22 protein-coding genes are annotated in these 22,168 nt (G+C 50.3%); 14 read left to right on the top strand and 8 right to left on the bottom strand.

The window, feature by feature from the left end; genetic code table 11:
- Positions 1 to 7: 7 nt before the first annotated feature.
- From murB to H8D24_05775, 8 genes are all read left to right on the top strand, one after another.
- Positions 8 to 967, top strand: a complete 960-nt coding sequence (gene murB / locus H8D24_05810) for a UDP-N-acetylmuramate dehydrogenase (protein ID MBC8519903.1) — start codon at positions 8 to 10, stop codon at positions 965 to 967.
- A gap of 2 nt (positions 968 to 969) precedes the next feature.
- Positions 970 to 1,875: a D-alanine--D-alanine ligase gene (locus H8D24_05805; protein MBC8519902.1), complete on the top strand. Its 906-nt coding sequence runs from the start codon at positions 970 to 972 to the stop codon at positions 1,873 to 1,875.
- Complete coding sequence (locus H8D24_05800; GenBank protein MBC8519901.1) at positions 1,872 to 2,690, top strand: FtsQ-type POTRA domain-containing protein; 819 nt, start codon at positions 1,872 to 1,874, stop codon at positions 2,688 to 2,690. The genes H8D24_05805 and H8D24_05800 overlap by 4 nt, the downstream gene beginning before the upstream one ends.
- A complete protein-coding gene (ftsA, locus tag H8D24_05795; GenBank protein MBC8519900.1) occupies positions 2,690 to 3,916 on the top strand; it encodes a cell division protein FtsA in 1,227 nt (408 codons plus the stop codon). Before H8D24_05800 ends, ftsA begins: the two co-directional genes overlap by 1 nt.
- A gap of 153 nt (positions 3,917 to 4,069) precedes the next feature.
- Positions 4,070 to 4,978: a UDP-3-O-acyl-N-acetylglucosamine deacetylase gene (locus H8D24_05790; protein MBC8519899.1), complete on the top strand. Its 909-nt coding sequence runs from the start codon at positions 4,070 to 4,072 to the stop codon at positions 4,976 to 4,978.
- A 376-nt stretch (positions 4,979 to 5,354) separates the two neighbouring features.
- Complete coding sequence (gene secA, locus H8D24_05785) at positions 5,355 to 8,081, top strand: preprotein translocase subunit SecA (protein MBC8519898.1); 2,727 nt, start codon at positions 5,355 to 5,357, stop codon at positions 8,079 to 8,081.
- A gap of 49 nt (positions 8,082 to 8,130) precedes the next feature.
- Positions 8,131 to 9,321 carry a bifunctional glutamate N-acetyltransferase/amino-acid acetyltransferase ArgJ gene (gene argJ / locus H8D24_05780; protein ID MBC8519897.1) on the top strand — a complete coding sequence of 397 codons (1,191 nt, stop codon included), beginning with the start codon at positions 8,131 to 8,133 and terminating at the stop codon, positions 9,319 to 9,321.
- Entirely contained in the window at positions 9,284 to 9,892 is a 609-nt protein-coding gene (locus tag H8D24_05775) for a thiamine phosphate synthase (protein MBC8519896.1), read from the top strand. Before argJ ends, H8D24_05775 begins: the two co-directional genes overlap by 38 nt.
- Here H8D24_05775 and zapD read toward each other — a convergent pair whose 3' ends face one another.
- The 4 genes from zapD to H8D24_05755 all read right to left on the bottom strand — a co-directional run bounded on the left by zapD (position 9,893) and on the right by H8D24_05755 (position 13,537).
- Entirely contained in the window at positions 9,893 to 10,660 is a 768-nt protein-coding gene (zapD, locus tag H8D24_05770) for a cell division protein ZapD (protein ID MBC8519895.1), read from the bottom strand.
- 204 nt (positions 10,661 to 10,864) lie between these two features.
- Complete coding sequence (locus tag H8D24_05765) at positions 10,865 to 11,479, bottom strand: dephospho-CoA kinase (GenBank protein MBC8519894.1); 615 nt, start codon at positions 11,477 to 11,479, stop codon at positions 10,865 to 10,867.
- A gap of 5 nt (positions 11,480 to 11,484) precedes the next feature.
- Positions 11,485 to 12,351 (bottom strand): prepilin peptidase, encoded by an 867-nt coding sequence (locus H8D24_05760; protein ID MBC8519893.1) that lies wholly within the window; start codon positions 12,349 to 12,351, stop codon positions 11,485 to 11,487.
- A 1-nt stretch (position 12,352) separates the two neighbouring features.
- Entirely contained in the window at positions 12,353 to 13,537 is a 1,185-nt protein-coding gene (locus tag H8D24_05755; GenBank protein ID MBC8519892.1) for a type II secretion system F family protein, read from the bottom strand.
- A gap of 20 nt (positions 13,538 to 13,557) precedes the next feature.
- On the opposite strand from H8D24_05755, the gene H8D24_05750 reads away from it, so the two are divergent.
- Complete coding sequence (locus tag H8D24_05750; protein ID MBC8519891.1) at positions 13,558 to 14,034, top strand: peptidylprolyl isomerase; 477 nt, start codon at positions 13,558 to 13,560, stop codon at positions 14,032 to 14,034.
- Positions 14,024 to 14,956 (top strand): 4-hydroxy-3-methylbut-2-enyl diphosphate reductase, encoded by a 933-nt coding sequence (gene ispH, locus H8D24_05745; protein MBC8519890.1) that lies wholly within the window; start codon positions 14,024 to 14,026, stop codon positions 14,954 to 14,956. Before H8D24_05750 ends, ispH begins: the two co-directional genes overlap by 11 nt.
- A 143-nt stretch (positions 14,957 to 15,099) precedes the next feature.
- Here the strand turns inward: ispH and H8D24_05740 are convergent, their stop codons facing one another.
- From H8D24_05740 to radC, 3 genes are read right to left on the bottom strand one after another with little or no spacing between them, the layout of a single operon-like run.
- Positions 15,100 to 15,513: a prepilin-type N-terminal cleavage/methylation domain-containing protein gene (locus H8D24_05740; protein ID MBC8519889.1), complete on the bottom strand. Its 414-nt coding sequence runs from the start codon at positions 15,511 to 15,513 to the stop codon at positions 15,100 to 15,102.
- Entirely contained in the window at positions 15,485 to 16,036 is a 552-nt protein-coding gene (locus H8D24_05735) for a GspH/FimT family pseudopilin (GenBank protein MBC8519888.1), read from the bottom strand. Before H8D24_05735 ends, H8D24_05740 begins: the two co-directional genes overlap by 29 nt.
- Positions 16,036 to 16,713: a DNA repair protein RadC gene (gene radC, locus H8D24_05730; protein MBC8519887.1), complete on the bottom strand. Its 678-nt coding sequence runs from the start codon at positions 16,711 to 16,713 to the stop codon at positions 16,036 to 16,038. Before radC ends, H8D24_05735 begins: the two co-directional genes overlap by 1 nt.
- 165 nt (positions 16,714 to 16,878) lie before the next feature.
- Between radC and coaBC the strand changes: the two genes are divergently transcribed.
- From coaBC to argB, 4 genes are all read left to right on the top strand, one after another.
- On the top strand, positions 16,879 to 18,096 hold the full coding sequence (gene coaBC / locus H8D24_05725; GenBank protein ID MBC8519886.1) for a bifunctional phosphopantothenoylcysteine decarboxylase/phosphopantothenate--cysteine ligase CoaBC: 1,218 nt from the start codon (positions 16,879 to 16,881) through the stop codon (positions 18,094 to 18,096).
- Positions 18,097 to 18,117: 21 nt separating this feature from the next.
- Positions 18,118 to 18,573: a dUTP diphosphatase gene (dut, locus tag H8D24_05720; GenBank protein MBC8519885.1), complete on the top strand. Its 456-nt coding sequence runs from the start codon at positions 18,118 to 18,120 to the stop codon at positions 18,571 to 18,573.
- Between the two features lie 4 nt (positions 18,574 to 18,577).
- Positions 18,578 to 19,954: a phosphomannomutase/phosphoglucomutase gene (locus tag H8D24_05715; GenBank protein ID MBC8519884.1), complete on the top strand. Its 1,377-nt coding sequence runs from the start codon at positions 18,578 to 18,580 to the stop codon at positions 19,952 to 19,954.
- Between the two features lie 204 nt (positions 19,955 to 20,158).
- Entirely contained in the window at positions 20,159 to 21,049 is an 891-nt protein-coding gene (gene argB / locus H8D24_05710) for an acetylglutamate kinase (GenBank protein ID MBC8519883.1), read from the top strand.
- Positions 21,050 to 21,060: 11 nt separating this feature from the next.
- On the opposite strand, the gene H8D24_05705 is transcribed toward argB, so the two are convergent.
- The gene (locus H8D24_05705) at positions 21,061 to 21,951 is read right to left on the bottom strand and encodes a phosphoribulokinase (protein ID MBC8519882.1); all 891 of its coding nucleotides are present in this window, start codon (positions 21,949 to 21,951) and stop codon (positions 21,061 to 21,063) included.
- Positions 21,952 to 22,168 lie beyond the last annotated feature (217 nt).

The raw sequence follows: 22,168 nt of genomic DNA, 5'->3' as shown, positions 1-22,168 counted from the left end.
CAAGGTGATGGATAATGAACCGCTTGCCGAATATACCACCTGGGGTGTTGGAGGTGTGGCTGATAGGCTCTACCTTCCAGATACAGTCGAGGGGCTTGGCAATTTTCTGCATAGTGTTCAAGTTGATGCCCCCATCTTCTTGATTGGAAGAGGAAGCAATCTGTTGGTGCGTGACGGGGGGGTCAGGGGAGTAGTAATTATATTGTCAGATGGAGTTGACCAGGTTGGGCTTATAGACAATGGGATGATTAGGGCAGAGGCGGGCGCATCTCTCTCACGGCTAAGCAGTTTTGCACGCAGGGGCGGGGCTAACCGCCTGGATTTTCTTGCAGGTATCCCCGGTTCAGTTGGGGGGGCGTTGGCAATGAATGCAGGGGCCTTTGGTTCAGAAATATGGGATTATGTGGCCGGGGTTGAGGTGATTGATCGTCAAGGTGAGATAAAACGGTATTCAGCTGCAGATTACAAGATAGGCTATAGATCGGTTTCACGACTGGCTGAGAGAGTTGATGGTGAGGAGTGGTTTGTTGCGGCCTTGATGGATATTGGTGGTATAGAGCAGGATAGTTCAGAGCCAACAGTCACAAAGTTTGAACATTCGGTTGATAGTGCAGACGGATTACGTAATCAGTTGAGTAAGAGAAATAGAAGTCAGCCGATGGCCCTCAAAAGCTGTGGCTCTGTATTTAAAAATCCACCGGGAGATTTTGCAGGCAGACTGATTGAGCAAGCTGGCCTGAAGGGAGTATCTATTGGAGGTGCCTCTGTTTCAGAGCAACATGCCAATTTTATTGTTCATAAGGGTGGTGCTACTGCTGCCGAGATTGAGTCACTGATAGAGCATATTCAAGATATGGTAAAAGAGAGACAAGGGGTATCACTGCAGAGAGAGGTGAAAATCATGGGTGAGCCACTAGAGAAGCTACCAGCTATACCATCAGGGGTAAAGCAGGGAGTTAAGGTCTGAGTATGGGGAGTGGTAACGGCCTTGGTAGGGTGGCGGTGCTGATGGGTGGGAACTCATCAGAGAGAGAGGTCTCACTGAAGAGTGGGGCGGCAGTACTGGATGGACTACATAAGGCTGGTGTGGATGCGGTGCCTTTTGACCCTGCAGAGGAAGAGATAGGAGAGCTTCAGAAGTTTGATCGAGCATTTATCGTCCTCCATGGCAAAGGTGGTGAGGATGGTGTTATCCAGGGAGTTCTGGAGTCTCTGCATATCCCATATACCGGCTCTGGGGTATTGGCATCAGCGTTGGCAATGGACAAGCTTAAAACCAAGCAACTCTGGATGGGAATTGGGCTACCAACCCCCCCTTTTGTCGTTCTGCATAGTGTTGGTGACCTATCTGGGGTGGCTGATAAATTGGGATTCCCCTTGATGATAAAACCTGTCTGTGAAGGTTCCAGTATAGGAATGGCAAAAGTTAATAGTGCTGATGAGCTACAGACCGCCTGGGCAAAGGCAGGGGATTTCAGTGGAGATGTGATTGCGGAGAAGTGGGTTGAGGGTGAGGAGTATACAGTGGCTATTCTTGGGAACGAGCCATTACCGGTTATCCGTCTACGTACTCCGCATGGGTTTTATGACTATGATGCAAAATACAGTGCGGAAGATACGGAATATCTCTCTCCTTGCGGTCTTGATGAATCCATGGAGAAGTCACTTCAGGCTGTTGCCTTGAAAGCATTTGATTCACTCGGTTGTGAGGGCTGGGGGCGGGTAGACATAATGGTCGACAGGCATGGAGAGCCATGGTTGTTGGAGGTCAACACTGTTCCCGGCATGACTGACCACAGTCTGGTGCCGATGGCCGCAAGAGAGGCGGGCATGACGTTTTCCAGGTTGGTCGGGCGGATAGTGGAGATGTCGTGAGTTCTGTAGTCAGACGAGACCGAGAAAAAAAGAATCGCCTGCGGGGAACCACTAAAGAGCTACGTCATCCATTTTTATCCAGGGTCTCTGTAGTGGTTTTGCTGTTGCTGTTGTCTGCCGCATTTTATCTCTCCCGAAATGGGGCGGTTGATATGAAGACACTGACTCCGGAGCATCAGCTCTCCCAGGTAAAAAAGGTTGCCGTTTATGGTGATCTTGACCACGTAAAGGTTGATCAGATACAGATACTTGTGCGTGAGGCATCCAGGGATGGCATGTTGGCGCTTGATCTGTTGCATCTACGTGATCTGCTTCAGGAGTTGCCATGGATATATCTGGTAAAGGTGCGCAAAGTATGGCCTGAGACTGTAGAGGTTTGGTTAAGGGAGCAGAGCGCATCTGTTAGTTGGGGCAGTACGGGCTATCTTAATCTGAATGGTGAATTTTTTAGCGCTGACGGAATTTTGCTGGATCATCTTGGTCTCCCTGTAATCAGTTCGCAGCACGACGATACAGAGGCTGTTTACCGACAGTTTGTCAGGCTCTCCGCTCTGCTTGATGGATCAGGTCAAAAGATCAGGAAGATGGTGGTTGATAAGAGAGGGTCAATATATCTCTATCTTGAAAATGGATTGGAGCTTAACCTGGGAAGAAGAGCAATGGAGCACAGATTGGCAAGATGGAGTAGTCAATCCCCGGTTATAATGAGTCATCTGAATGGAGAGGTTAAGATAGTTGATCTGAGATATGAACAGGGTATGGCGATTCAGCTTGGTGATAGCAACAATATAGAGAGAAATGGCGAGAAATTGTGATGGGTAAGAAAGATCATGAATTGATTGTAGGGCTTGATATTGGTACCACAAAAATAGCCGCCATTGTGGGTGCATTGAAGCCGGGTGGTGATCTCGAGATTCTGGGTATTGGTACCCATCCTTCAAAGGGGTTGAAGAAGGGTGTGGTGGTCAATATTGAGTCCACTGTCAAATCCATTCAGCGTGCCGTTGAAGAGGCCGAGATTATGGCCGAGTGTGAGATTGGGTCAGTCTCTGCCGGTATTGCGGGAAGCCACATTCAGGGGATGAACTCGCACGGTATTGTTGCAATTCGTACTCGTGAGGTGACCGCAATTGATGTCGACCGGGTGGTTGATGCTGCCAAGGCCATTGCAATTCCAGCTGATCAAAAGATTCTCCATACCCTTCCTCAAGAGTTCATTATTGATAATCAGGAGGGTATTCATGAGCCCCTTGGCATGTCTGGTGTTCGTCTCGAGGCAAAGGTCCACATTGTAACGGGGTCAATTAGTGCGGCCCAAAATATTGTGAAATGTATTCGACTCTGCGGTCTGGAGGCAGAAGATATTGTGCTGGAGCAGTTGGCATCCAGTTATGCTGTATTGAGTGATGATGAGAAAGAGCTTGGTGTCTGCATGATTGATATTGGTGGAGGAACCACCGATATTGCAGTCTTTACCGATGGCTCAATTCGTCATACTGCCGTTATTCCTGTTGCCGGAGACCAGGTAACCAATGATATTGCGGTCTTCCTCCGTACCCCAACCCATCATGCCGAAGAGATCAAGGTCAAGTATGCATGTGCCCTCTCCGAGATGGTTGATCCACAAGAGGAGATTGCAGTCCCCAGTATTGGAGATCGACCAGAGCGACGCCTGAAACGACAGGGGCTTGCAGAGGTGGTTGGTCCTCGCTATGAGGAGCTCTTTAGCCTGGTTCAGGCAGAACTGCGCCGCAGTGGTTTTGAGGAGATGGTAAATGCCGGTGTTGTCTTGACTGGGGGAAGTTCCAAAATGGAGGGGGCAGTTGAGCTGGCAGAGGAGATATTCCATAAGCCTGTGCGTCTCGGCTCACCACAGAATATTGATGGCCTGATAGATGTTGTACGCACACCTGTTCATGCAACTGGTGTGGGGCTGTTGATTCATAGCGCACGCTACCGCTCCCAGGATGGAGGGGTGCTGAATGGTGGAGCCGCCAATCTTTGGAAGCGTATGAGACGCTGGTTCTCAAGAAATTTGTAGGGGTTCGTTGAAATCAGCTTGATTTTGTGGGTGATTTACCACTAGAATCAACTTATGCGCAAAAAATGTCTTTTTTATGCGCTTGTATTCAAGAGAATAATTGCATATAATGCGCTCTCGTTAGCTATTGTAAAAACAATAATAAGCATATTTATGAGTTATCAAAGAACATTAAAGTCCAAGGTCCATTCAACAGGAATTGGCCTGCACTCGGGAAAGAAGGTCCATCTGACGCTTCGTCCTGCGCCGGTGAATACCGGTATTGTGTTCCGTAGAACAGATTTGAGTGGATCTCCGCAGGTTTCAGCCTGTCCATCGTGTGTCGGGGATACAAAACTCTCAACAACCCTGATGAAGGATGGGGCTACAATCTCTACAGTTGAACATCTGATGTCGGCCTTTGCCGGTCTCGGGATCGATAACGCATATGTTGACCTTGATGCATCAGAGATTCCAATTATGGATGGGAGTGCCAGTACCTTTGTGTTTATGTTGAAGAGTGCCGGGCTGGAGGAGCAGGGTACTGCCAAACGTTATCTCAGGATCAAAAAGAGTATAGAGGTTCGTGATGGGGACAAATGGGCCCGTCTGGATCCTTACAATGGTTTTAGTCTATCCTTTGGGATTGATTTTAAACATCCGGTATTCAGTGAAGAGTTACAGAATCACGAGGTTGAGTTCTCCTCTCTGCGTTACGAGAAAGATATAAGCCGTGCCCGCACCTTTGGATTTATCAAGGATGTAGAGTCGTTGCGGATGCAGGGGTTGGCACTTGGAGCTAGCCTGGAGAATGCTGTTGGGCTGGATGAGTTCCGTGTTCTTAATGAGGACGGGCTCCGTTTCAAGGACGAGTTTGTTCGCCACAAAATTCTTGATGCGGTAGGTGATCTCTATCTATTGGGAAGTCCGGTGCTTGGCGCCTATCACGGGTACAAGTCTGGACATGATCTTAACAATAAGCTCACCAGAAAAATTCTTGCAACCAAGGATGCGTGGGAATATGTAACCTTTGGAGAGAGTGGCTCAAAATCTCCAATATCCTTTGTGCCACTGACAGCATAAGGAAAGCTCAGATCTCCCGCACAAGTTATCCTGTGGGGGAATGGTGTACACCCCTCCTCCATTTTCAAAAATATATCTGTTGCAACGTATAAATCCTTGCGAAAGTAATCGCAACCTCACACGGGCAGTAGTCTGCGGCCTGGATGGCCACAGTCGAGCGACACAGGGATGTGCTTGAGCGTACTGCATGGGTGAGGTTGCGATTACTTTCGCACGAATTCATACCACCTGTTTTGTGGCGGTTTTTGTTGGCGTTCAACTGCGCATCATTTATGATTCCCCTTTCGTAATCAATACAGTACAACTACAGAGTCAGTATGGGGCTGAAGGTTGTCCAGATATCGGCTGAGAGGCCGGGATATAACACCTAATCATGATTAAAAAAGTATTCAAAAAGGTCTTTGGCAGTCGCAATGAACGCACTATTCGCAAGATGCGAAAGACGGTTGAGCAGATCAATGCACTGGAGGATGAGTTTCATCTCCTGAGCGATGATGAGCTACAGGGTAAAACCGGTGAGTTCCGTTCTCGAGTTGAGAGCGGCTCTTCCCTTGATGATTTGTTGCCAGAGGCCTTTGCAGTGGTTCGCGAGGCCTCGCAACGAGTTTTCCAGATGCGGCACTACGATGAACAGCTAATAGGTGGCATGGTGCTTCATCAGGGGAAAATTGCCGAGATGCGTACTGGTGAGGGTAAGACCCTTATGGCAACGCTGGCGGTATATCTAAACGCACTCTCGGGAGAGGGTGTTCATGTTGTTACTGTAAATGATTACCTGGCAAGTCGTGATGCCGCCTGGATGGGCCAGCTCTACAATTTTCTGGGGATGAGTGTTGGTGTGGTTATCCCTGCACTGGAGCACGAACAGCGCAAGGTGGCATATGCAGCTGATATTACCTATGGAACCAATAATGAGTTTGGGTTCGATTATCTGCGTGACAATATGTCATTCTCCGCCTCCGAGCGGGTTCAGGTGGGGCGTAATTTTGCAGTTGTTGATGAGGTTGACTCAATCCTGATCGATGAGGCTCGTACCCCGTTGATTATCTCTGGCCCTACAGATGATAACTCAGAGCTCTATAAATCTATGAATAGTCTGCCTGCCAAGTTGACCAGGCAGCATGAGGAGGTTGCTGAAGAGGGTGGTGAGACTGGGGACTACACAGTTGATGAGAAACAGCGCCAGGTTCTGTTAACAGAGACCGGACATGAACATGTAGAGGAGCTGTTGGTAGAGGCTGGAGTTCTTGGGGAGGGCGAGAGTCTCTATGATCCACAGAATATCACCCTGGTGCACCACCTCTATGCAGCTCTGCGTGCCCATGTTCTGTTTGCAAAAAATGACCACTATATAGTAAAGGATGGTCAGGTCGTTATTGTGGATGAGTTTACCGGTCGTACCATGCAGGGACGGCGCTGGGGAGACGGGTTACACCAGGCTGTAGAGGCCAAGGAGGGGCTGGAGATTCAGAATGAGAATCAGACCATGGCCTCCATCACCTTCCAGAACTACTTCAGGATGTATGGAAAGCTCTCCGGCATGACCGGAACGGCAGATACCGAGGCCTACGAATTCCAGCAGATTTATGGTCTTGAGGTGGTAGTGATACCAACCCATCGCCCCATGATTCGTGATGATCGTGCAGATCTTGTCTATCTGACTGCCGAGGAGAAATTCAATGCAATCATTGAGGATATCCGTGAATGTATGGCAAAAGAGCAGCCGGTACTGGTTGGTACCGCCTCGATCGAGAATTCGGAACTGATCTCGGGTTTATTGGAAAAAAAGGGGATCACTCATGAGGTGCTGAATGCAAAGCAGCATGAGCGAGAGGCACATATTGTCGAGAATGCCGGCATGCCTGGGGCGGTCACTATTGCTACCAACATGGCAGGCCGTGGAACCGATATTGTTCTCGGAGGAAATCTTGAGGCAGAACTGAAGGCGTTGGGAGAGTCATCAGATTCAGAGATAGAGAAAGTTCGCGCAAGCTGGCAGCAGCGTCATCAACAGGTCCTGGATGCTGGAGGGTTACATATTATTGGAACAGAGCGTCATGAATCACGGCGTATTGATAACCAGCTTAGAGGACGCTCGGGGCGACAAGGAGATGCTGGTGCCAGCCGTTTCTACCTCTCCCTGGAGGACTCGTTGATGAGGATTTTTGCCTCGGAGCGTCTTGCGGGAATGATGCAGAAGCTGGGGATGGAAAAGGGCGAGGCAATTGAGCATCCATGGGTCAACAAGGCAATCGAGAATGCACAGCGCAAGGTTGAGGGACACAATTTCGATATTCGTAAACAGCTACTGGAATACGATGATGTGGCCAATGATCAGCGTCAGGTAATTTACGAGCAACGTAATGAGCTGATGGATGTAGAGGATATATCCGAGACTATCGTTGCCATTCGCGAGGATGTAGTTAATCAGATTATGGACCATTTTGTGCCTCCGCAGAGTATGGAAGAGCAGTGGAATATTCCTGGTCTTGAAGAGGCAATAAAGCAGGAGTTCAACCTTGAGTTCAATATTGCGCAGTGGCTGGAGGATGATGATAATCTGCATGAAGAGACTCTGCGTGAGCGAGTAATCAAGGAGATGGAGCAGACCTACGCAGAAAAAGAGCAGTTGGCCGGTTCAGAGACAGTGCGTCACTTTGAGAAGGCGGTAATGTTGCAGATTCTGGATCAGCAGTGGAAGGAGCATCTGCAGGCGATGGACCATCTGCGTCAGGGGATTCATCTGCGGGGTTATGCTCAAAAAAATCCTAAACAGGAGTATAAGCGGGAGTCATTTGAGATGTTCTCCACAATGTTGGATCGAATCAAACAGGATACCCTGGGGATTGTGACCAAGGTTGAGGTCCGTACAGAAGAGGATGTGGAGGCCGTAGAGTCACAGCGACGTCAGATTGAGGGGATGGAGTTTCAGCACGCCTCGGCTGGTACTCTCTCGGCCTCGGAAGAGGTGGCAGAGATGGAGGCAGAAGCAGAGAGCGAAGATAAGCCATTCGTGCGCAGTGAGCGTAAGGTGGGGAGGAACGAACCATGTCCATGCGGTTCCGGCAAGAAATACAAACAGTGTTGTGGCAAGTTGGGCTGAGTCAGGAAATCTTTAAACAGTGACAGCAGGAAAAGTAATATTTCCAGAGATGCACCCAGTGGCAGGCTTTGCCTTGGGTACAACAGAAGCAGGCATCAGGGTAGATGGAAGGCGTGATCTGGTGGTGATGGAGTGTGCTGAAGAGTCAGCTATCGCCGCCACATTTACCCAAAATGCATTTTGTGCGGCGCCGGTAATACTCTGCAGGAAGCACCTCAAGAAAGGGAGTCCCCGTTATCTGGTAACAAATACCGGAAATGCCAATGCCGGAACAGGGGCACAGGGTAGAGCCGATGCAGAGGCGGTTTGTGATGCAATGGCAGAACTCGTATCACTGAAGCGAGAGGATATTCTTCCATTCTCTACAGGAGTTATAGGGGAGCCACTACCGGTCTCTGCCATTGTTCGTGGGCTGCCCGATGCAGTCGCCTCTCTCTCTGAGTCGGGATGGGATGATGCAGCATATGGCATCATGACAACAGATACCGTTGCCAAAGGGGCAAGCCGTCAACTGGAGATTGATGGAAATCTGGTAACAATTACCGGGATTGCCAAGGGGTCAGGAATGATCCATCCGGATATGGCAACCATGCTGGCATACATTGCAACTGATGCAGCGGTGTCGCATGAGCTTCTGCAAAGCATGGTAGAGCATACTACTAAACGCTCATTTAATCGGATTACCGTTGATGGTGATACCTCGACCAATGACTCCTTTGTGGTTGTGGCAACAGGGAAAAGTACTTTACCAGAGCTGAGTCAGGGGGATAGTGAGCAGGCTCAGCAACTACTTCAGGCACTGGAAGCAGTGGCCGTGGAGTTGGCGCAGAAGATGGTGCGTGATGGCGAGGGGGCCAGCAAGTTTGTAACGGTAAAGGTGGGTGGAGCAAAGCACTCTATGGAGGCTCTTGATGTTGCATTTACCGTTGCCCACTCTCCTTTGGTAAAGACGGCACTATTTGCCTCTGACCCAAACTGGGGGAGAATTCTTGCTGCCGTTGGACGTGCAGGTATAGACAATCTGGAAATTGAGGCAGTCTCCTTGTGGCTGGATGATGTATGTATTGTTGAACATGGTGGCAGAGCTGCAGGATACAGGGAAGAGCATGGTCAAGAGGTCATGGATCGTGCAGAGATCACCATTCATGTTGATCTTGGACGCGGCATTGCAGAAGAGACTGTCTGGACAACAGATCTTTCTCATGACTACGTTACAATCAATGCAGAGTATCGTACCTGATATGCAGCACTGGACTCTACCAGATCGTTATTTGATCACTGGGAAATCGGACAACCGTACCCACTTCATGGAGAAACTTGAATCTGCTCTACAGAGTGGCATCAGGTTGATACAGTTCAGGGCACCAGATCTTGAGATGGATGATTATCTTGAGATGGCATCCAGAGTGGTGAAGCACTCTCACGCACACGGCACAAAAGTCCTGCTTAATGGGGATCCGGCATGGGTGGAGATGACTGGTGCCGATGGAATACATCTTAACGGTCACCGTCTCAAAGAGCTCTCAACAAGACCACTTGCCGATGATCTTTTAATCTCTGCCTCATGTCACAATGAAGAGGAGTTACAGCAGGCAGCTGTGGTTGGAGTCGATTTTGCAGTGCTCTCTGCGGTGTTGCCAACCCAGACCCACCCCGGTCGGGAACCACTTGGGTGGGAGAGGTTTGCACAACTGGTAAAAATGGCATCTTTCCCTGTTTATGCGCTTGGTGGTGTAGGTCAGAGTCATATCAGACTCTCTGTGCAGATGGGAGGACAAGGGGTGGCTGCAATTACAGCATTTTGGGGCTGATCAGAGGATACAGGTAGTTAAGAGGAAGGAGACATCCTCTGTTGCCTGCGCAGGTCTCTCGTTCAGATTTGGAATCATCATTCGTGCAGAGAAACGGTGTCTTCCACCACTAATTTCGACATAGTATGGAGAATCTACTGGTAGAGTGATACGAATCAGTTGATACGGAGTATCCTTGTCCAGGCTGTGTTGATAAAACCCATTTGTAGCAATCACAGTTGATGGAGTGGCACTTCTGCGGATCATATCCAGCACCAAGCTGACAGCATCACGAATAGTATCAAAACATGAGATCCACTCGGTCAGTGAGGCAACCCTCTGCTCTACAGGGAGATTTAGCCAGAAGTGATAATGTGGAAAATCAATGTCGGAGAGCCCGCCCGGGGTTCCCAGACGTTGTCTAAACCCTTTCAGAAACTCAGAGTTACGCACCTCCTGTCCAGGCTTTCCTCGCTCTGCGTCCAGCTCCTGACCCAACTGTTTGAGTTTGTTCAGGAAGTCATCAAGTTGTTGGTGGTTTACCCCGGAACGCTCTTTGAGTGCGGCAAGAGTCATATAGTTGCGCTCTAGCTCTTTCATTAGATCCTTTTTCAGCTCCGAGCGATCAGTTAGTGTCAGAATCTCTTCAAGTCGCTCCAGAGTTGCATGGCTACCTGCTGGTGACGGCTCGTTTAAAGTATCCTGGATGTTTACAAATAGAGATTCCAGACGCAACAACGTACGGATGCGCTCGTTTAGTGGTTGCTCATAGATGATGGTGTCTGACAAAGGGTTAGACCTGTAGTGGTTGACTGTTACTCAAGATGCCTATTTTCGGCGAGATTCTACTGTTCTGCAAGTTCCAAAATTCCCGGATAGAAACATGAATACTGCACAACATCTTGACCCATATAGCAATATTTGCTTCCTTGGGTGTATCAATAAGTACACCGCGCGGAATCAAATTTGCTCTATGGGTCAATCTGTTGCACATTATCCTACGTTTCTATCCGGGGATTTGGGAAGTTGAAGATAACTCTCGTGAAGCCGCTCTACCTGTTCCGGAACCGAGGCGGCGTCAATGTTTGATATTACATCATCAGCGCGATTCAGACGCTCCTCTCGCGAGGCCTGTGCAGCAATAATCTTCTCCACCTCCGGTTGAGTCATATGGTCGCGCGCCATCACCCGTCTAATCTGTTCTGATTCTGGTAGATCCACAACCAGAATTCGCCCTACGGGGTACTCTCTGTCACTCTCAAGCAACAGAGGCACCACAAGAATAATATAGGGGGCTGTAGTCTCTGCAATCTCTTTTTGCAACATGTCGAAAATCCTGGGGTGCAGAATCTCTTCAACAACTTCTCTCTGTGCAGGGTTGGAAAATATCTGTTGTCGCAACCTTGTCCGGTCAAGCTCCCCGTCATCTTTTACAATATCCTCTCCCAGTGCCTCGGTCAGATCTCTCAGTCCACTGCTTCCCGGCTCAACTACTCTGCGTGCAGCCACATCTGCATCCAGAATAGATGCACCAAGCTTCTTGAAAAGGTTGGCGACTGTACTTTTTCCGCTTCCTATCCCCCCAGTGAGCCCGATTATTGGTGTCATCTGGTCTACCGGCCCCATAACATTATATCCAGCAGAGTCGGCCAGAGGAGGGCAATCCATCCAGCAACCGCCAGAAATGGACCAAATGGAATTGCCGTGAGTAGCAGGGGATAAGAGCTCTCCTTTTTCAATAGAATCCATGGAACAGTTACCAGCAGTCCACACAGTGAAGCAACCAACAGGATTTGTGGCAGTAGTGTCCAGCCACACCACGCCCCAAGAGCGGCCAGTAATTTCAGATCTCCTCCTCCCATGCCTTCGCGCCCGGTAACCATCTTGTATAGATGGAATATGGACCACAACACAAGATACCCTGCCGCAGCCCCGAATAGCGCTCCGGACGGGGTGGTGAATAGCCCCCACTGGTTGATTATGAGTCCACTCCAGAGCAGAATATAAGTTAGCTGATCTGGCAGCAGTCGGTGCTCCAGATCAATAAAGAGCAGAGCCAGCAGAATCCATCCAAACCACATGCTGGCAACGGCACTGCTGGATGGGCCAAAGTGGAGGGTGGCAGTTATCGCAACTGTGATACCGAGCAGCTCAAGCGTCAGGTATCTCCAGCCAATGGGGTGGTTGCAATGGTTGCAGTGGCCACGGTTGAGCAGAAACCCGATAACCGGAATATTGTCTACAAGACGAAGTTGATGGTTGCAGAGGGGGCAGTGTGAGCGCGGAGCTGAAAGTGAGATTTCGCTGGCACCACTCGCCTCTTTACCCTCTAGCTCAAGAAATTCCCGGCACTCTCTTTTCCACTGCTGCCTCATGATCAGAGGAAGTCGATGTACCACCATTGATAGAAAACTCCCTGCAATGGCCCCTGATATTATGGCCACAACCATGAATGACACTGGCTCCAGTAGTATGTTCATGCTAAAAATGGTGTCCAATCTGGAAAATAGGTTGATAGAGTGCGATTGCCAGGACACCAACCATACCACCAATTAGCAGAATCAACAGCGGCTCAAGGATAGTTGTTAGCTGTTCAACTCTGTGTTCAACCTCATCCTCATAATAGAGCGCAAGCCGGTTCAACATCTGTGACAGCTCTCCACTATCCTCTCCAGCCCGAATCATCTGGATGGCGACAGGAGGAAACAGCCCCTGTTCAGCAAGAGCATTAGAGAGGGTTACCCCCTGCAGTACCAGGCTGTGGGCGTTCTGGATTGCTCTGCGCAGAGGAAGATTGTGGGTCATTCTTGTCGATGTATCGAGGCCGATATGGGTGGGGATCGCAGCCTCCTGCAGGGTTGCCAACGTTCGGCTCAATCGGGCCACCATAACCTCTCTTATAGTGGTTCCAAGTAGTGGAATGGAGAGCAGTAATTGATCCATTTTAAATTTGAAACGGGGAACCCTGCTGTAGAGCATGGTGATGAAGGTAACCAGTAAAAGCAGGGCCACTATAATCTCACCAAGGTTGTGATCCAGAAAATGGGCAGCATCAAGAATGTGCCTGGTGAGAGGGGGCAGGGCACCACCAAGGTTATTGAATAGAATCTCAAACTGGGGAACTATCTGCAACAGAAGAAAAAGTGAGATTGCCAAAGTAAAGATAAATACGCCAAGAGGATATGAGAGAGCCTTCCATAACTGCCGTCTCAGAGCTCTTGTTCGCTCTCTATACTCTGCTGCTCTGGCAAGCAGTGTGGAGAGTTGGCCAGTAGCCTCACCAGACGTTATGAGATGAATAAGGAAGGGATCAAAATGTTCCGGGCGTTGTGCAAGGATCCTGGAGAATGGAGACCCCTGTTGTAGCTCTAGCAGAATATCCTCACTCAAGGTTCGTAGTGGGCCATCAGCAAGGCCTTGAATAATCCCCTCCAGTGAGCGTGCCAGAGTTAGTCCTGAAGATAGAAGAGTGGACAACTGGCGAATCAGCAAGGTGATCTGGGTTGATGAGAGGGAAGGTTGTAGATTTGGGAGCGGCAATAGCAGTTTATGGGTGATACCCATGGCACCAAGTTTCTCTATTGCGTGGGAACGACTGCCTGCCCTCAGCTGCCCTCGAACAGCCCCACCGGATTCCCTGACCCCTCTCCAGTAATAGCGTGCCATCAGTGCAGTATACTATGCAGATGGAAGATCAAGAAAAAAACAGAGCAGTTATAAGTTCTGGCACAGAGGTTGCGCTAGCCTATACCCTCTCAATGGCAGATGGCACGGAGGTTGATAGTGCATCCAGGGAGGATCCATTTATTTTTGTGACAGGAGATGGTTCACTGATTACAGGGCTGGAGCACCTTCTGTTGGGGCTGGTGGCTGGGGCCAGAGAGAGCTTCCTGGTTGGTGCAGAGGATGCTTTTGGGGCTCCGGATCATGAACTGCTTCATACTATCTCCAGAACGGAATTCGATAGCTCCCTGGAGCTTGCCCCGGGAATGGTCTTCTCCTTTGAGTCTCCATCAGGTGAGCAGCTTCCTGCAACTGTGGTTAAAGAGAGTAGTGACGGTGTTCTGGTTGATTTCAATCACCCTCTGGCAGGCAGAGATCTACGATTTGAGATTGAGGTTATATCCATCAGAGAGCGCAGTGGAGAGATTGATGAGAATTGAGCTGGCTCGACCACGTGGATTTTGTGCAGGGGTAGAGCGCGCAATTGCCATTGTGGAGCAGGCATTACAACGTTTTGGTGCCCCCATATATGTACGCCATGAGGTGGTACATAACCGTTATGTGGTAGATCAGCTCCACTCCAAAGGGGCGGTCTTTATCCAGGAGATTAGTGAGGTCCCCACTGGCGGACGTCTGATTTTTAGTGCACACGGAGTATCCACTGCTGTAGAGAGAGAGGCAGAAGAGCGCGGGCTAAAGGTCTTTGACGCAACCTGTCCCCTGGTTACCAAAGTTCATCTACAGATTACTCGTAATGCCAGGGAGAGGAGAGAGGTTGTGTTGATCGGCCATGCCGGCCACCCGGAGGTGGAGGGTACTATGGGACGATACCCGGAAAACAGGCAGGACAAGATTCATCTTGTAGACAGTGTCAGGACGGTAGGAAAATTGCATATCGATAACCCGGATACTCTCTCCTATGCGACTCAGACCACCCTCTCGATGGACGATGCAGCAGAGATAATTGATGCTCTGAGAGCGCGCTTCCCGTTACTGCAGGGTCCCAAGAGTGACGATATCTGCTATGCAACCCAGAACCGTCAAAATGCAATCAAGGAGCTCTCATCCAGATGTGAGGTTGTGCTGGTTGTGGGATCCGCCAACAGCTCCAACTCCAACCGTCTGCGAGAGATTGCAGAATCATCAGGTACAACCTCATATCTGATTGATCGAGCAGACGAGATTCAGTCAGAGTGGTTTGATCACGTTGACTGTGTCGGTGTCTCCGCGGGGGCATCTGCTCCCGAGGTTCTGGTAGAAGGTGTAATTGAGCGCCTGAAGCAGCTGGGAGCAGAGTGGGGTGGGGAGTCAAATATGGAAGATGAGGATGTATTCTTTCCGCTTCCGGCTGAGTTAAGATAATTACGGTTGGTTAAAACCTGATGGTTATTCTGACCATGCAGATCGCTCAGGCAGATCCATCTGTCGCTCGATTGTGGACCCTCTTGGTCGCAACCGGCTGGATGGACAGAGCGATCATCGCGCCCCCTGGTGAGAAATGCGGGTTAATGCCAGCAATCAATCGCACTACCAGACCCGGTAATCCCGCGTTCACCCTTCTCGTTGAGAGTAAGATTGCCGCAAACCGCATCACCAGCCTGGATTCCGGTTGCTGTTGCCAGTAGTTGGTAACTCTCTCCTGTAGTGGTTACTGATAATAGGTAATATTCGTTGTCTGACGTACTCTTGTAGATGGAGGTGGTTGCCCCACTGTAGCTGCCATTCTCCAGAAAATACCGTTCCATCCGCTGGGAGAAGATGGTCAATGCGGTAGTGCCGTCACTGCGTCTGCCCTGAACCATCTGCTCCTCGTAACTAGGCAGAGAGACAGCCATAAGTATGGCGATAATTGCCAATGCAATCACCATCTCGATAAGAGTGAATCCTCCCCTATCCGCAGCTACTGATGTTGTTCCCACTACTATCCTCCGGAATGCCGTCACCATCACCATCGTCTGCAATGCGAATACGCCCGGTACTGTTGATGTAGATGACCTGCGCCCCCTCCAGCTGGTTGTCGCTGCATATCACCAGCCGGCTGAAGCTGGTGGAATCTCCGGTCGGTTTATAGGTGACTCTGTTTTTGAAGTTTCCTATGCCACGCAGGGTAATACCAACAGGTAGAGTGCCATGAGTTCGCAATACAATATCAACAGCATCAACTTTGCCATCTCCATCAGAATTCTCAAACATGATCCACCCCGACTCCCACTGGTCTGAGCTGTTACAGTCGTCACCACTGCTACTCTTGCAGAGCGTCACCTTGCGGTTGCGTTTGATCGCCTCATTACGAGTTAGTTGCAGCTCTCGACTAAACTCTGTGGCAACAGAATAGGCCCGGTTTTGTTGCAGAATGGTTGATAGGTCAGGTGTCAGTTGGCTAAGGACAATTGCCAAAAGTGCCAGTGTGATCAGCAGTTCCGGCAAGGTAAAACCTCGCATCAGATCCAGCCAAGTTCAGCCAGCGACGTGGTTGATTCACCATCCCCTACAATGACATGGTCAAGCAGACGGACATCAATCAGCCCAAGTGCATCCCGTAATCTCTCGGTAATATCACGGTCAGCCCGGCTTGGCTCGGCAGCTCCGGATGGGTGGTTATGGGCACAAATCAGAGCTGCTGCATTGTGGTTCATGGCACTGCGCACGACCTCTCTTGGGTGCACAGAGGCACCATCAATAGTGCCGGTAAAGAGGATCTCGAAGGTGATGATCTGATGTCTGTTATCCAGAAACAGCACTCCAAATGCCTCATGAGGATAGCCTCGCAGGCGACTGCTGAGATAGCGTCTGGTCAATTGTGGGTTTGTTATCACATCCTCTTTGACTAGTTGTGCCTTCAGGTGTCGGGATGATATCTCCATAGTGGCCTGGAGCTGAACATACTTTGCATCACCCAAACCCTTGGCGGCACAGAACTGATCCCGGTTGGCCTCCAGCAGTTGTCGAAGCCCTCCGAAGTGGTCGAGTAGATCACGGGCAAGATCAACCGCTGATTTGCCCTTTACCCCTGTGCGTAGAAAAATAGCCAAAAGCTCAGCATCGGAGAGAGACTCTGCGCCCCGCTCCAGCAGTTTTTCTCTTGGTCGTTCACCTTCAGGCCAATCCTTGATTGTCATGTATTCAGTACCAGGTTGTATCTGTCGAGATTGCCTCTGAGATCCGTCATATCGAGACAGAAAGTATGAGTGTATACGGATAAATGGCTATTTTCTAACAAAGATATGGCGAATTTCAGAGGTGAGTTGAATAGATACATTGCCATTAGCGTATAATTTTCTATCATGAAAAACAGACCAACTCTTCTGAACCTGCAAAACCGCAGAATCCTCTTGGGGGTGACCGGTGGTATTGCCGCATATAAAAGTGCGGAGCTGGTTCGTATCCTTGTGAAATCAGGTGCAGAGGTAAGGGTTGTAATGACCAGGGCTGCAGAGAAGTTTGTTGGGGCGCTTACCTTTCAGGCGCTCTCAGGGAATCCGGTACACAGAGATCTGTTGGACCCCGGTGCAGAGGCCGGGATGGGGCACATAGAGCTGGCCCGTTGGGCTGACCTTGTCACGATCGCCCCGGCAACTGCAGATTTTATTGCCCGTCATGCAACAGGAAGGGCTGATGACCTGATGACTGCCATCTCTCTTGCGACCAAATCCCCACAGCTGATTGCGCCGTCAATGAATGAACAGATGTGGCTTGATCCTGCTACGCAACAGAATATCAAGGTTCTTAGTGCTCATGGTGTGAAGATTGTTGGACCAGATAGTGGGGAGCAGGCCTGTGGTGATGTGGGTCCAGGACGAATGGTAGAGCCAGAGATATTGGCCAATACTATTGCGGAACAGTTCGAGACAGGCATTCTACAGGGAGAGCGGGTGCTGATAACTGCAGGGCCAACCAGAGAGCCGCTGGATCCTGTCCGTTTTCTCACCAATCGCAGCTCTGGAAAGATGGGGTTTGCCATTGCCCGGGCGGCGGTAGATGCGGGTGCTGCAGTAACCATGGTGGCGGGACCGGTTTCGCTGGAGACTCCACGCAGTGTCCGCAGGGTTGATGTGGAGAGTGCCGAAGAGATGGCTCAGGCTGTTGCCCGGGAGGTTGAGGGGGCAACAATATTTATTGCAACGGCCGCTGTTGCTGACTATAGGCCTGTAGATATGGCAACAGAGAAGATCAAAAAGAGTGCAGACGAGATAGAGCTAAGATTGATAAAAAATCGTGATATTCTCGCCGAGGTTGCATCACGAGAAGAGCCCCCATTTACCGTCGGGTTTGCGGCAGAGACAGAAAACCTGACCACAAATGGCGAGCAGAAACGCATATCCAAGGGGGTTGATATGGTTGCAGCAAATCTGGTTGGTAACAGGGATACGGGGTTTGATACTGATGAAAATGCACTCACCCTGTTGTGGGAAGGCGGGAGGGCCGAGCTGGAGCGCACCAACAAGAGCCAGCTGGCGAGGCAACTGCTCCAGCTGATTGCGGATGTGGGTAATACAAGATAACAAACAGTCACGGAAGATAAGATGAAAAAAGTTGAGTTGAAGATTTTGGACAGCCGTATTGGTGGAGAATATCCTCTGCCGCACTACGCTACAGATGGTTCGGCAGGAATGGATCTGCGGGCCTGTATTGATGCACCGCTTGAGCTGAAGCCTGGGCAGACCGAGCTGATCCCAAGCGGTATCGCAATCCATATGGATGATCGAGAGATGGCTGCTACTCTGTTGCCTCGTTCAGGTCTGGGCCACAAACATGGGGTGGTGCTCGGTAATCTGGTGGGGCTGATTGACTCGGACTATCAGGGTCAGGTATTTGTCTCCTGCTGGAATCGTGGTGATACCACCTTCACCATTGAGCCGGGCGAGCGTATTGCCCAGATGGTATTTGTGCCGGTAATCCAGGCAGAGTTTGAGGTGGTTGAAGAATTTGACACCTCAGAGCGTGGTGCCGGTGGTTTTGGCCATACCGGCAAGAGCTGACAGAATGGTTAATATTCCGGAGTCAATTTTTCGTGCCTATGACATCAGAGGGATTGTTGATGAGACCCTGACTGAAGATGTGGTTGAGAAGATCGGCCAGGCAGTAGGGAGTGAGAGCCAGCTCCGTGGAGCAAAAACCATTGTGGTGGGCCGTGATGGGCGCCTCTCTGGCCCGTCTCTGCAGTCTGCACTAATGCGAGGACTACAACACTCAGGGATGGAGGTGATCGATATAGGTCAGGCTCCAACACCGATGATCTACTTTGGTGCAGTTCACCTCAGGGCATCATCCTGCGTGGCAGTTACCGGAAGCCACAATCCGCCCGACTACAATGGACTAAAGATCGTTGCAGCTGGTGAGACCCTCTCTGCCGATGCCATTCAGAATATACGTCACCGTATTGTTGATGGTGATCTGCTGACTGGTAGCGGTTCTCTGCACCAGATGGATATCCAGAGTGACTACATCCAGCGTGTAATTAGTGACATCAAGATTGGCCGCCCACTTAAACTGGTTGTTGACTGTGGCAATGGAGTTGCCGGTGGGGTTGCACCAAAATTGCTTCGTGAGCTTGGCTGTGAGGTGACAGAACTCTACTGTGAGGTAGATGGCACCTTCCCCAACCACCATCCTGACCCCAGCAAGCCGGAAAATGTTGCCGAACTGAGAGAGCAGGTTCTGCAGAGCGGTGCGGATCTCGGTCTTGCCTTTGATGGGGATGGCGACAGGTTGGGGGTAATCGACTCTGCAGGAAATCTGATCTTCCCGGATCGCCAAATGATGCTCTACGCCCAGGATATTCTGGCGCGGAATCCTGGTGGTGAGGTGATCTATGATGTGAAGTGTACCCGCAATCTGCCAGAGATCATCAGTCAGGCTGGTGGTGTTCCTACCATGTGGAAGACTGGACACTCTTTTATCAAGAAAAAACTAAAAGAGAGTGGCGCGCTTCTTGCTGGCGAGATGAGTGGACATATCTTTTTCAAGGAGCGTTGGTATGGCTTTGATGATGCCCTCTACACCGCAGCAAGACTGCTTGAGATAGTGTCGGCAACAGAGCGCTCAACAGAGGATATATTTGGAGATCTGCCGGATACGGTAAATACCCCGGAGCTTAATATTCAGTTTGCCGAGGGTGAACACTATGCGTTTATGGAGCAGCTGAAACAGCAGGCAACATTTGATGGCGCAGAGGTAAACAGTATTGATGGGGTGCGTGCAGATTATCCAAATGGCTGGGGTCTGGTGCGGCCATCAAATACAACCCCGGTTCTGGTGCTCCGCTTTGAGGCAGATAGTGAGGATGATATCAGACAGGTGCAGGATGCATTCCGCAAGGAGCTGCTGAAAGTACAGCCAGACCTTGAGCTCCCATTTTAGCCAGCATTTCTCACCAGGGGGCATGATGGTCGTGCAGGGATTTGGATTCACAAGGATTCATGCCTCTGTTCTCGCTTTACCAATTCGGTGATATACTGAAACACAATCCTTCCCCCACAGGATAACTTGTGAGGGAGATCCGGTTGGGTCATGAGGTGACCTGATCAGAGCTTCCTTAACCAACAGTGGTAACATAAAACTGCTATGTCACTAGATCAACAGACCAGCCATGATTTTGCCCGGGTTCTATCCGAGGCGCTCCCCTATATACAGCGTTTTAGTGGAAAGACCGTGGTAATCAAATATGGCGGCAATGCGATGACAGAGCAGCACCTCAAAGAGGGCTTTGCTCGTGATGTGGTGCTGCTCAAGCTTGTAGGCATCAACCCCGTGGTTGTGCACGGCGGAGGACCACAGATAGGTCGTCTGTTGGAGCAGATTGGCAAAGAGAGCAAATTCATCGAGGGGATGCGGGTTACCGATCGTGAGACCATGGATGTGGTGGAGATGGTTCTCGGTGGTCTGGTAAACAAGGAGATTGTTAACCTTATCCATAGCCATGGCGGTAATGCTGTGGGTCTGACCGGAAAGGATGGTCAGTTGATCAAGGCAAAGAAGCTGGAGATGACCAGAGATAGTAGGGAGCCGGATCTGCCCGAGATTATTGACCTTGGCCATGTGGGAGAGGTCGCAGAAATCAACACCACAGTGGTCGAGATGCTCGATAGTGGCGAGTTCATTCCGGTAATTGCCCCTATTGGGGTGGGTGAGGATGGTGCCTCCTACAACATCAATGCCGACCTCGTTGCCGGCAAGGTGGCTGAGGCGCTGGGCGCCGAAAAATTGATACTGCTAACCAACACCAACGGACTGCTTGACCGGGACGGTGCTCTGCTGACAGGTCTTGACAGTAGCCAGGTTGAGTCACTGATTGCCAATGGCACTATCCATGGTGGCATGCTGCCAAAGATTCGCACTGCCCTGGAGGCAGTTGAGGCTGGGGTTACCAGCTCACATATAATTGATGGGCGGGTTGAGCATGCGGTAATGCTGGAGATATTCTCCGATCAGGGGATCGGCACCCTTATCCAGTAGGTTTCACCCTGCTACCCGCGTAGCCCCATCATGTTGTGGATAATTGGAGCCAGGATAATCTCCATCGCAAAGCCCATCTTCACCCCGGGGATCACAATAGTATTACGGCGGGACATAAATGAGTCCTGAAGCATATCCAGCAGGTAAGAGAAATCGATATTGTGCTTTGCAGGGTCCTTGAAGCGGATAACGATAAAGCTCTCATCCGGTGTCGGGATATCACGTGCAATAAACGGGTTTGAGGTATCTACAGTAGATACACGCTGAAAATTGATATCAGTCTCGGAGAACTGAGGGGTGATGTGGTTCACATAGTCAGGCATGCGGCGCAGGATGGTGTCTACAATCACCTCTTCAGAGTACCCACGCTCTGCATTGTCACGGTGGATCTTCTGAATCCACTCCAGGTTCACAATAGGGACCACACCGATACCGAGATCTACCTGGCTGGCAACATCCACATCATCACTCTTGACCAGACCATGCAGACCCTCATAGAAGAGAAGATCTGTACCTGCACCAACCTTCTCCCAGGGGGTGAATTGGCCAGGAGTAAGCTCCGTGCCAAGGCGACCGTTGTGCTCGGCAGCCTCCTCATCACTATGAAGATAGTAGCGGCGATCACACTCACCACTCTCGCCATAGGCCCTGAAATTGTCCGCAAGCAGATCAAAGTGGTTGGCGTCCGGTCCAAAGTGGCTGAATGATTTGTTGCCCTTCGTCTCCTCTTCAGCAACCTTCTCCTTCATTGCAGCGCGATCATAGCGGTGGTAGCTATCACCCTCAACCACCATAGCATTTAGATTCTCTCTGGTGAAAATGTGCTCAAAGGCACGTTTTACTGTGGTGGTACCGGCACCGGAGGAACCGGTGATCGCAACAACTGGATGTTTTGCTGACATATTTATCTACTCCTGGGTTTGGTCGGAGGAGGAGTAGCTACCGCACGCCTCCCTGCGTACAAAATGATTCTGCAATTCTACCGTCAGTTGGCCTCTCCGTCCATCCTCTGACCCCATTACAGCTGGCGGGCAAGTAGTGTTACCGGGTGGATAACCTCAATTGGGGTTCTCTCTATCTCCATACCCTCTGCCAGATGGAGGGCGCAGCCGTAGTTGG

The organism is Candidatus Thiopontia autotrophica (assembly GCA_014384675.1).
In the GTDB taxonomy this organism is placed as follows: Bacteria; Pseudomonadota; Gammaproteobacteria.
The sequence above is the reverse complement of the archived record's forward strand: the minus strand, read 5'-3'. Positions and strand labels throughout refer to the sequence as shown.

Coding starts and splice junctions, on each gene's coding strand:
- murB (MBC8519903.1), top strand. CDS start 8: ATGGATAATGAACCGCTTGCCGAATATACCACCTGGGGTGTTGGAGGT.
- H8D24_05805 (MBC8519902.1), top strand. CDS start 970: ATGGGGAGTGGTAACGGCCTTGGTAGGGTGGCGGTGCTGATGGGTGGG.
- ftsA (MBC8519900.1), top strand. CDS start 2,690: ATGGGTAAGAAAGATCATGAATTGATTGTAGGGCTTGATATTGGTACC.
- H8D24_05790 (MBC8519899.1), top strand. CDS start 4,070: ATGAGTTATCAAAGAACATTAAAGTCCAAGGTCCATTCAACAGGAATT.
- argJ (MBC8519897.1), top strand. CDS start 8,131: ATGCACCCAGTGGCAGGCTTTGCCTTGGGTACAACAGAAGCAGGCATC.
- H8D24_05775 (MBC8519896.1), top strand. CDS start 9,284: ATGACTACGTTACAATCAATGCAGAGTATCGTACCTGATATGCAGCAC.
- H8D24_05765 (MBC8519894.1), bottom strand. CDS start 11,479: ATGACACCAATAATCGGGCTCACTGGGGGGATAGGAAGCGGAAAAAGT.
- H8D24_05760 (MBC8519893.1), bottom strand. CDS start 12,351: ATGAACATACTACTGGAGCCAGTGTCATTCATGGTTGTGGCCATAATA.
- H8D24_05755 (MBC8519892.1), bottom strand. CDS start 13,537: ATGGCACGCTATTACTGGAGAGGGGTCAGGGAATCCGGTGGGGCTGTT.
- H8D24_05750 (MBC8519891.1), top strand. CDS start 13,558: ATGGAAGATCAAGAAAAAAACAGAGCAGTTATAAGTTCTGGCACAGAG.
- ispH (MBC8519890.1), top strand. CDS start 14,024: ATGAGAATTGAGCTGGCTCGACCACGTGGATTTTGTGCAGGGGTAGAG.
- H8D24_05735 (MBC8519888.1), bottom strand. CDS start 16,036: ATGCGAGGTTTTACCTTGCCGGAACTGCTGATCACACTGGCACTTTTG.
- radC (MBC8519887.1), bottom strand. CDS start 16,713: ATGACAATCAAGGATTGGCCTGAAGGTGAACGACCAAGAGAAAAACTG.
- coaBC (MBC8519886.1), top strand. CDS start 16,879: ATGAAAAACAGACCAACTCTTCTGAACCTGCAAAACCGCAGAATCCTC.
- dut (MBC8519885.1), top strand. CDS start 18,118: ATGAAAAAAGTTGAGTTGAAGATTTTGGACAGCCGTATTGGTGGAGAA.
- H8D24_05715 (MBC8519884.1), top strand. CDS start 18,578: ATGGTTAATATTCCGGAGTCAATTTTTCGTGCCTATGACATCAGAGGG.
- argB (MBC8519883.1), top strand. CDS start 20,159: ATGTCACTAGATCAACAGACCAGCCATGATTTTGCCCGGGTTCTATCC.
- H8D24_05705 (MBC8519882.1), bottom strand. CDS start 21,951: ATGTCAGCAAAACATCCAGTTGTTGCGATCACCGGTTCCTCCGGTGCC.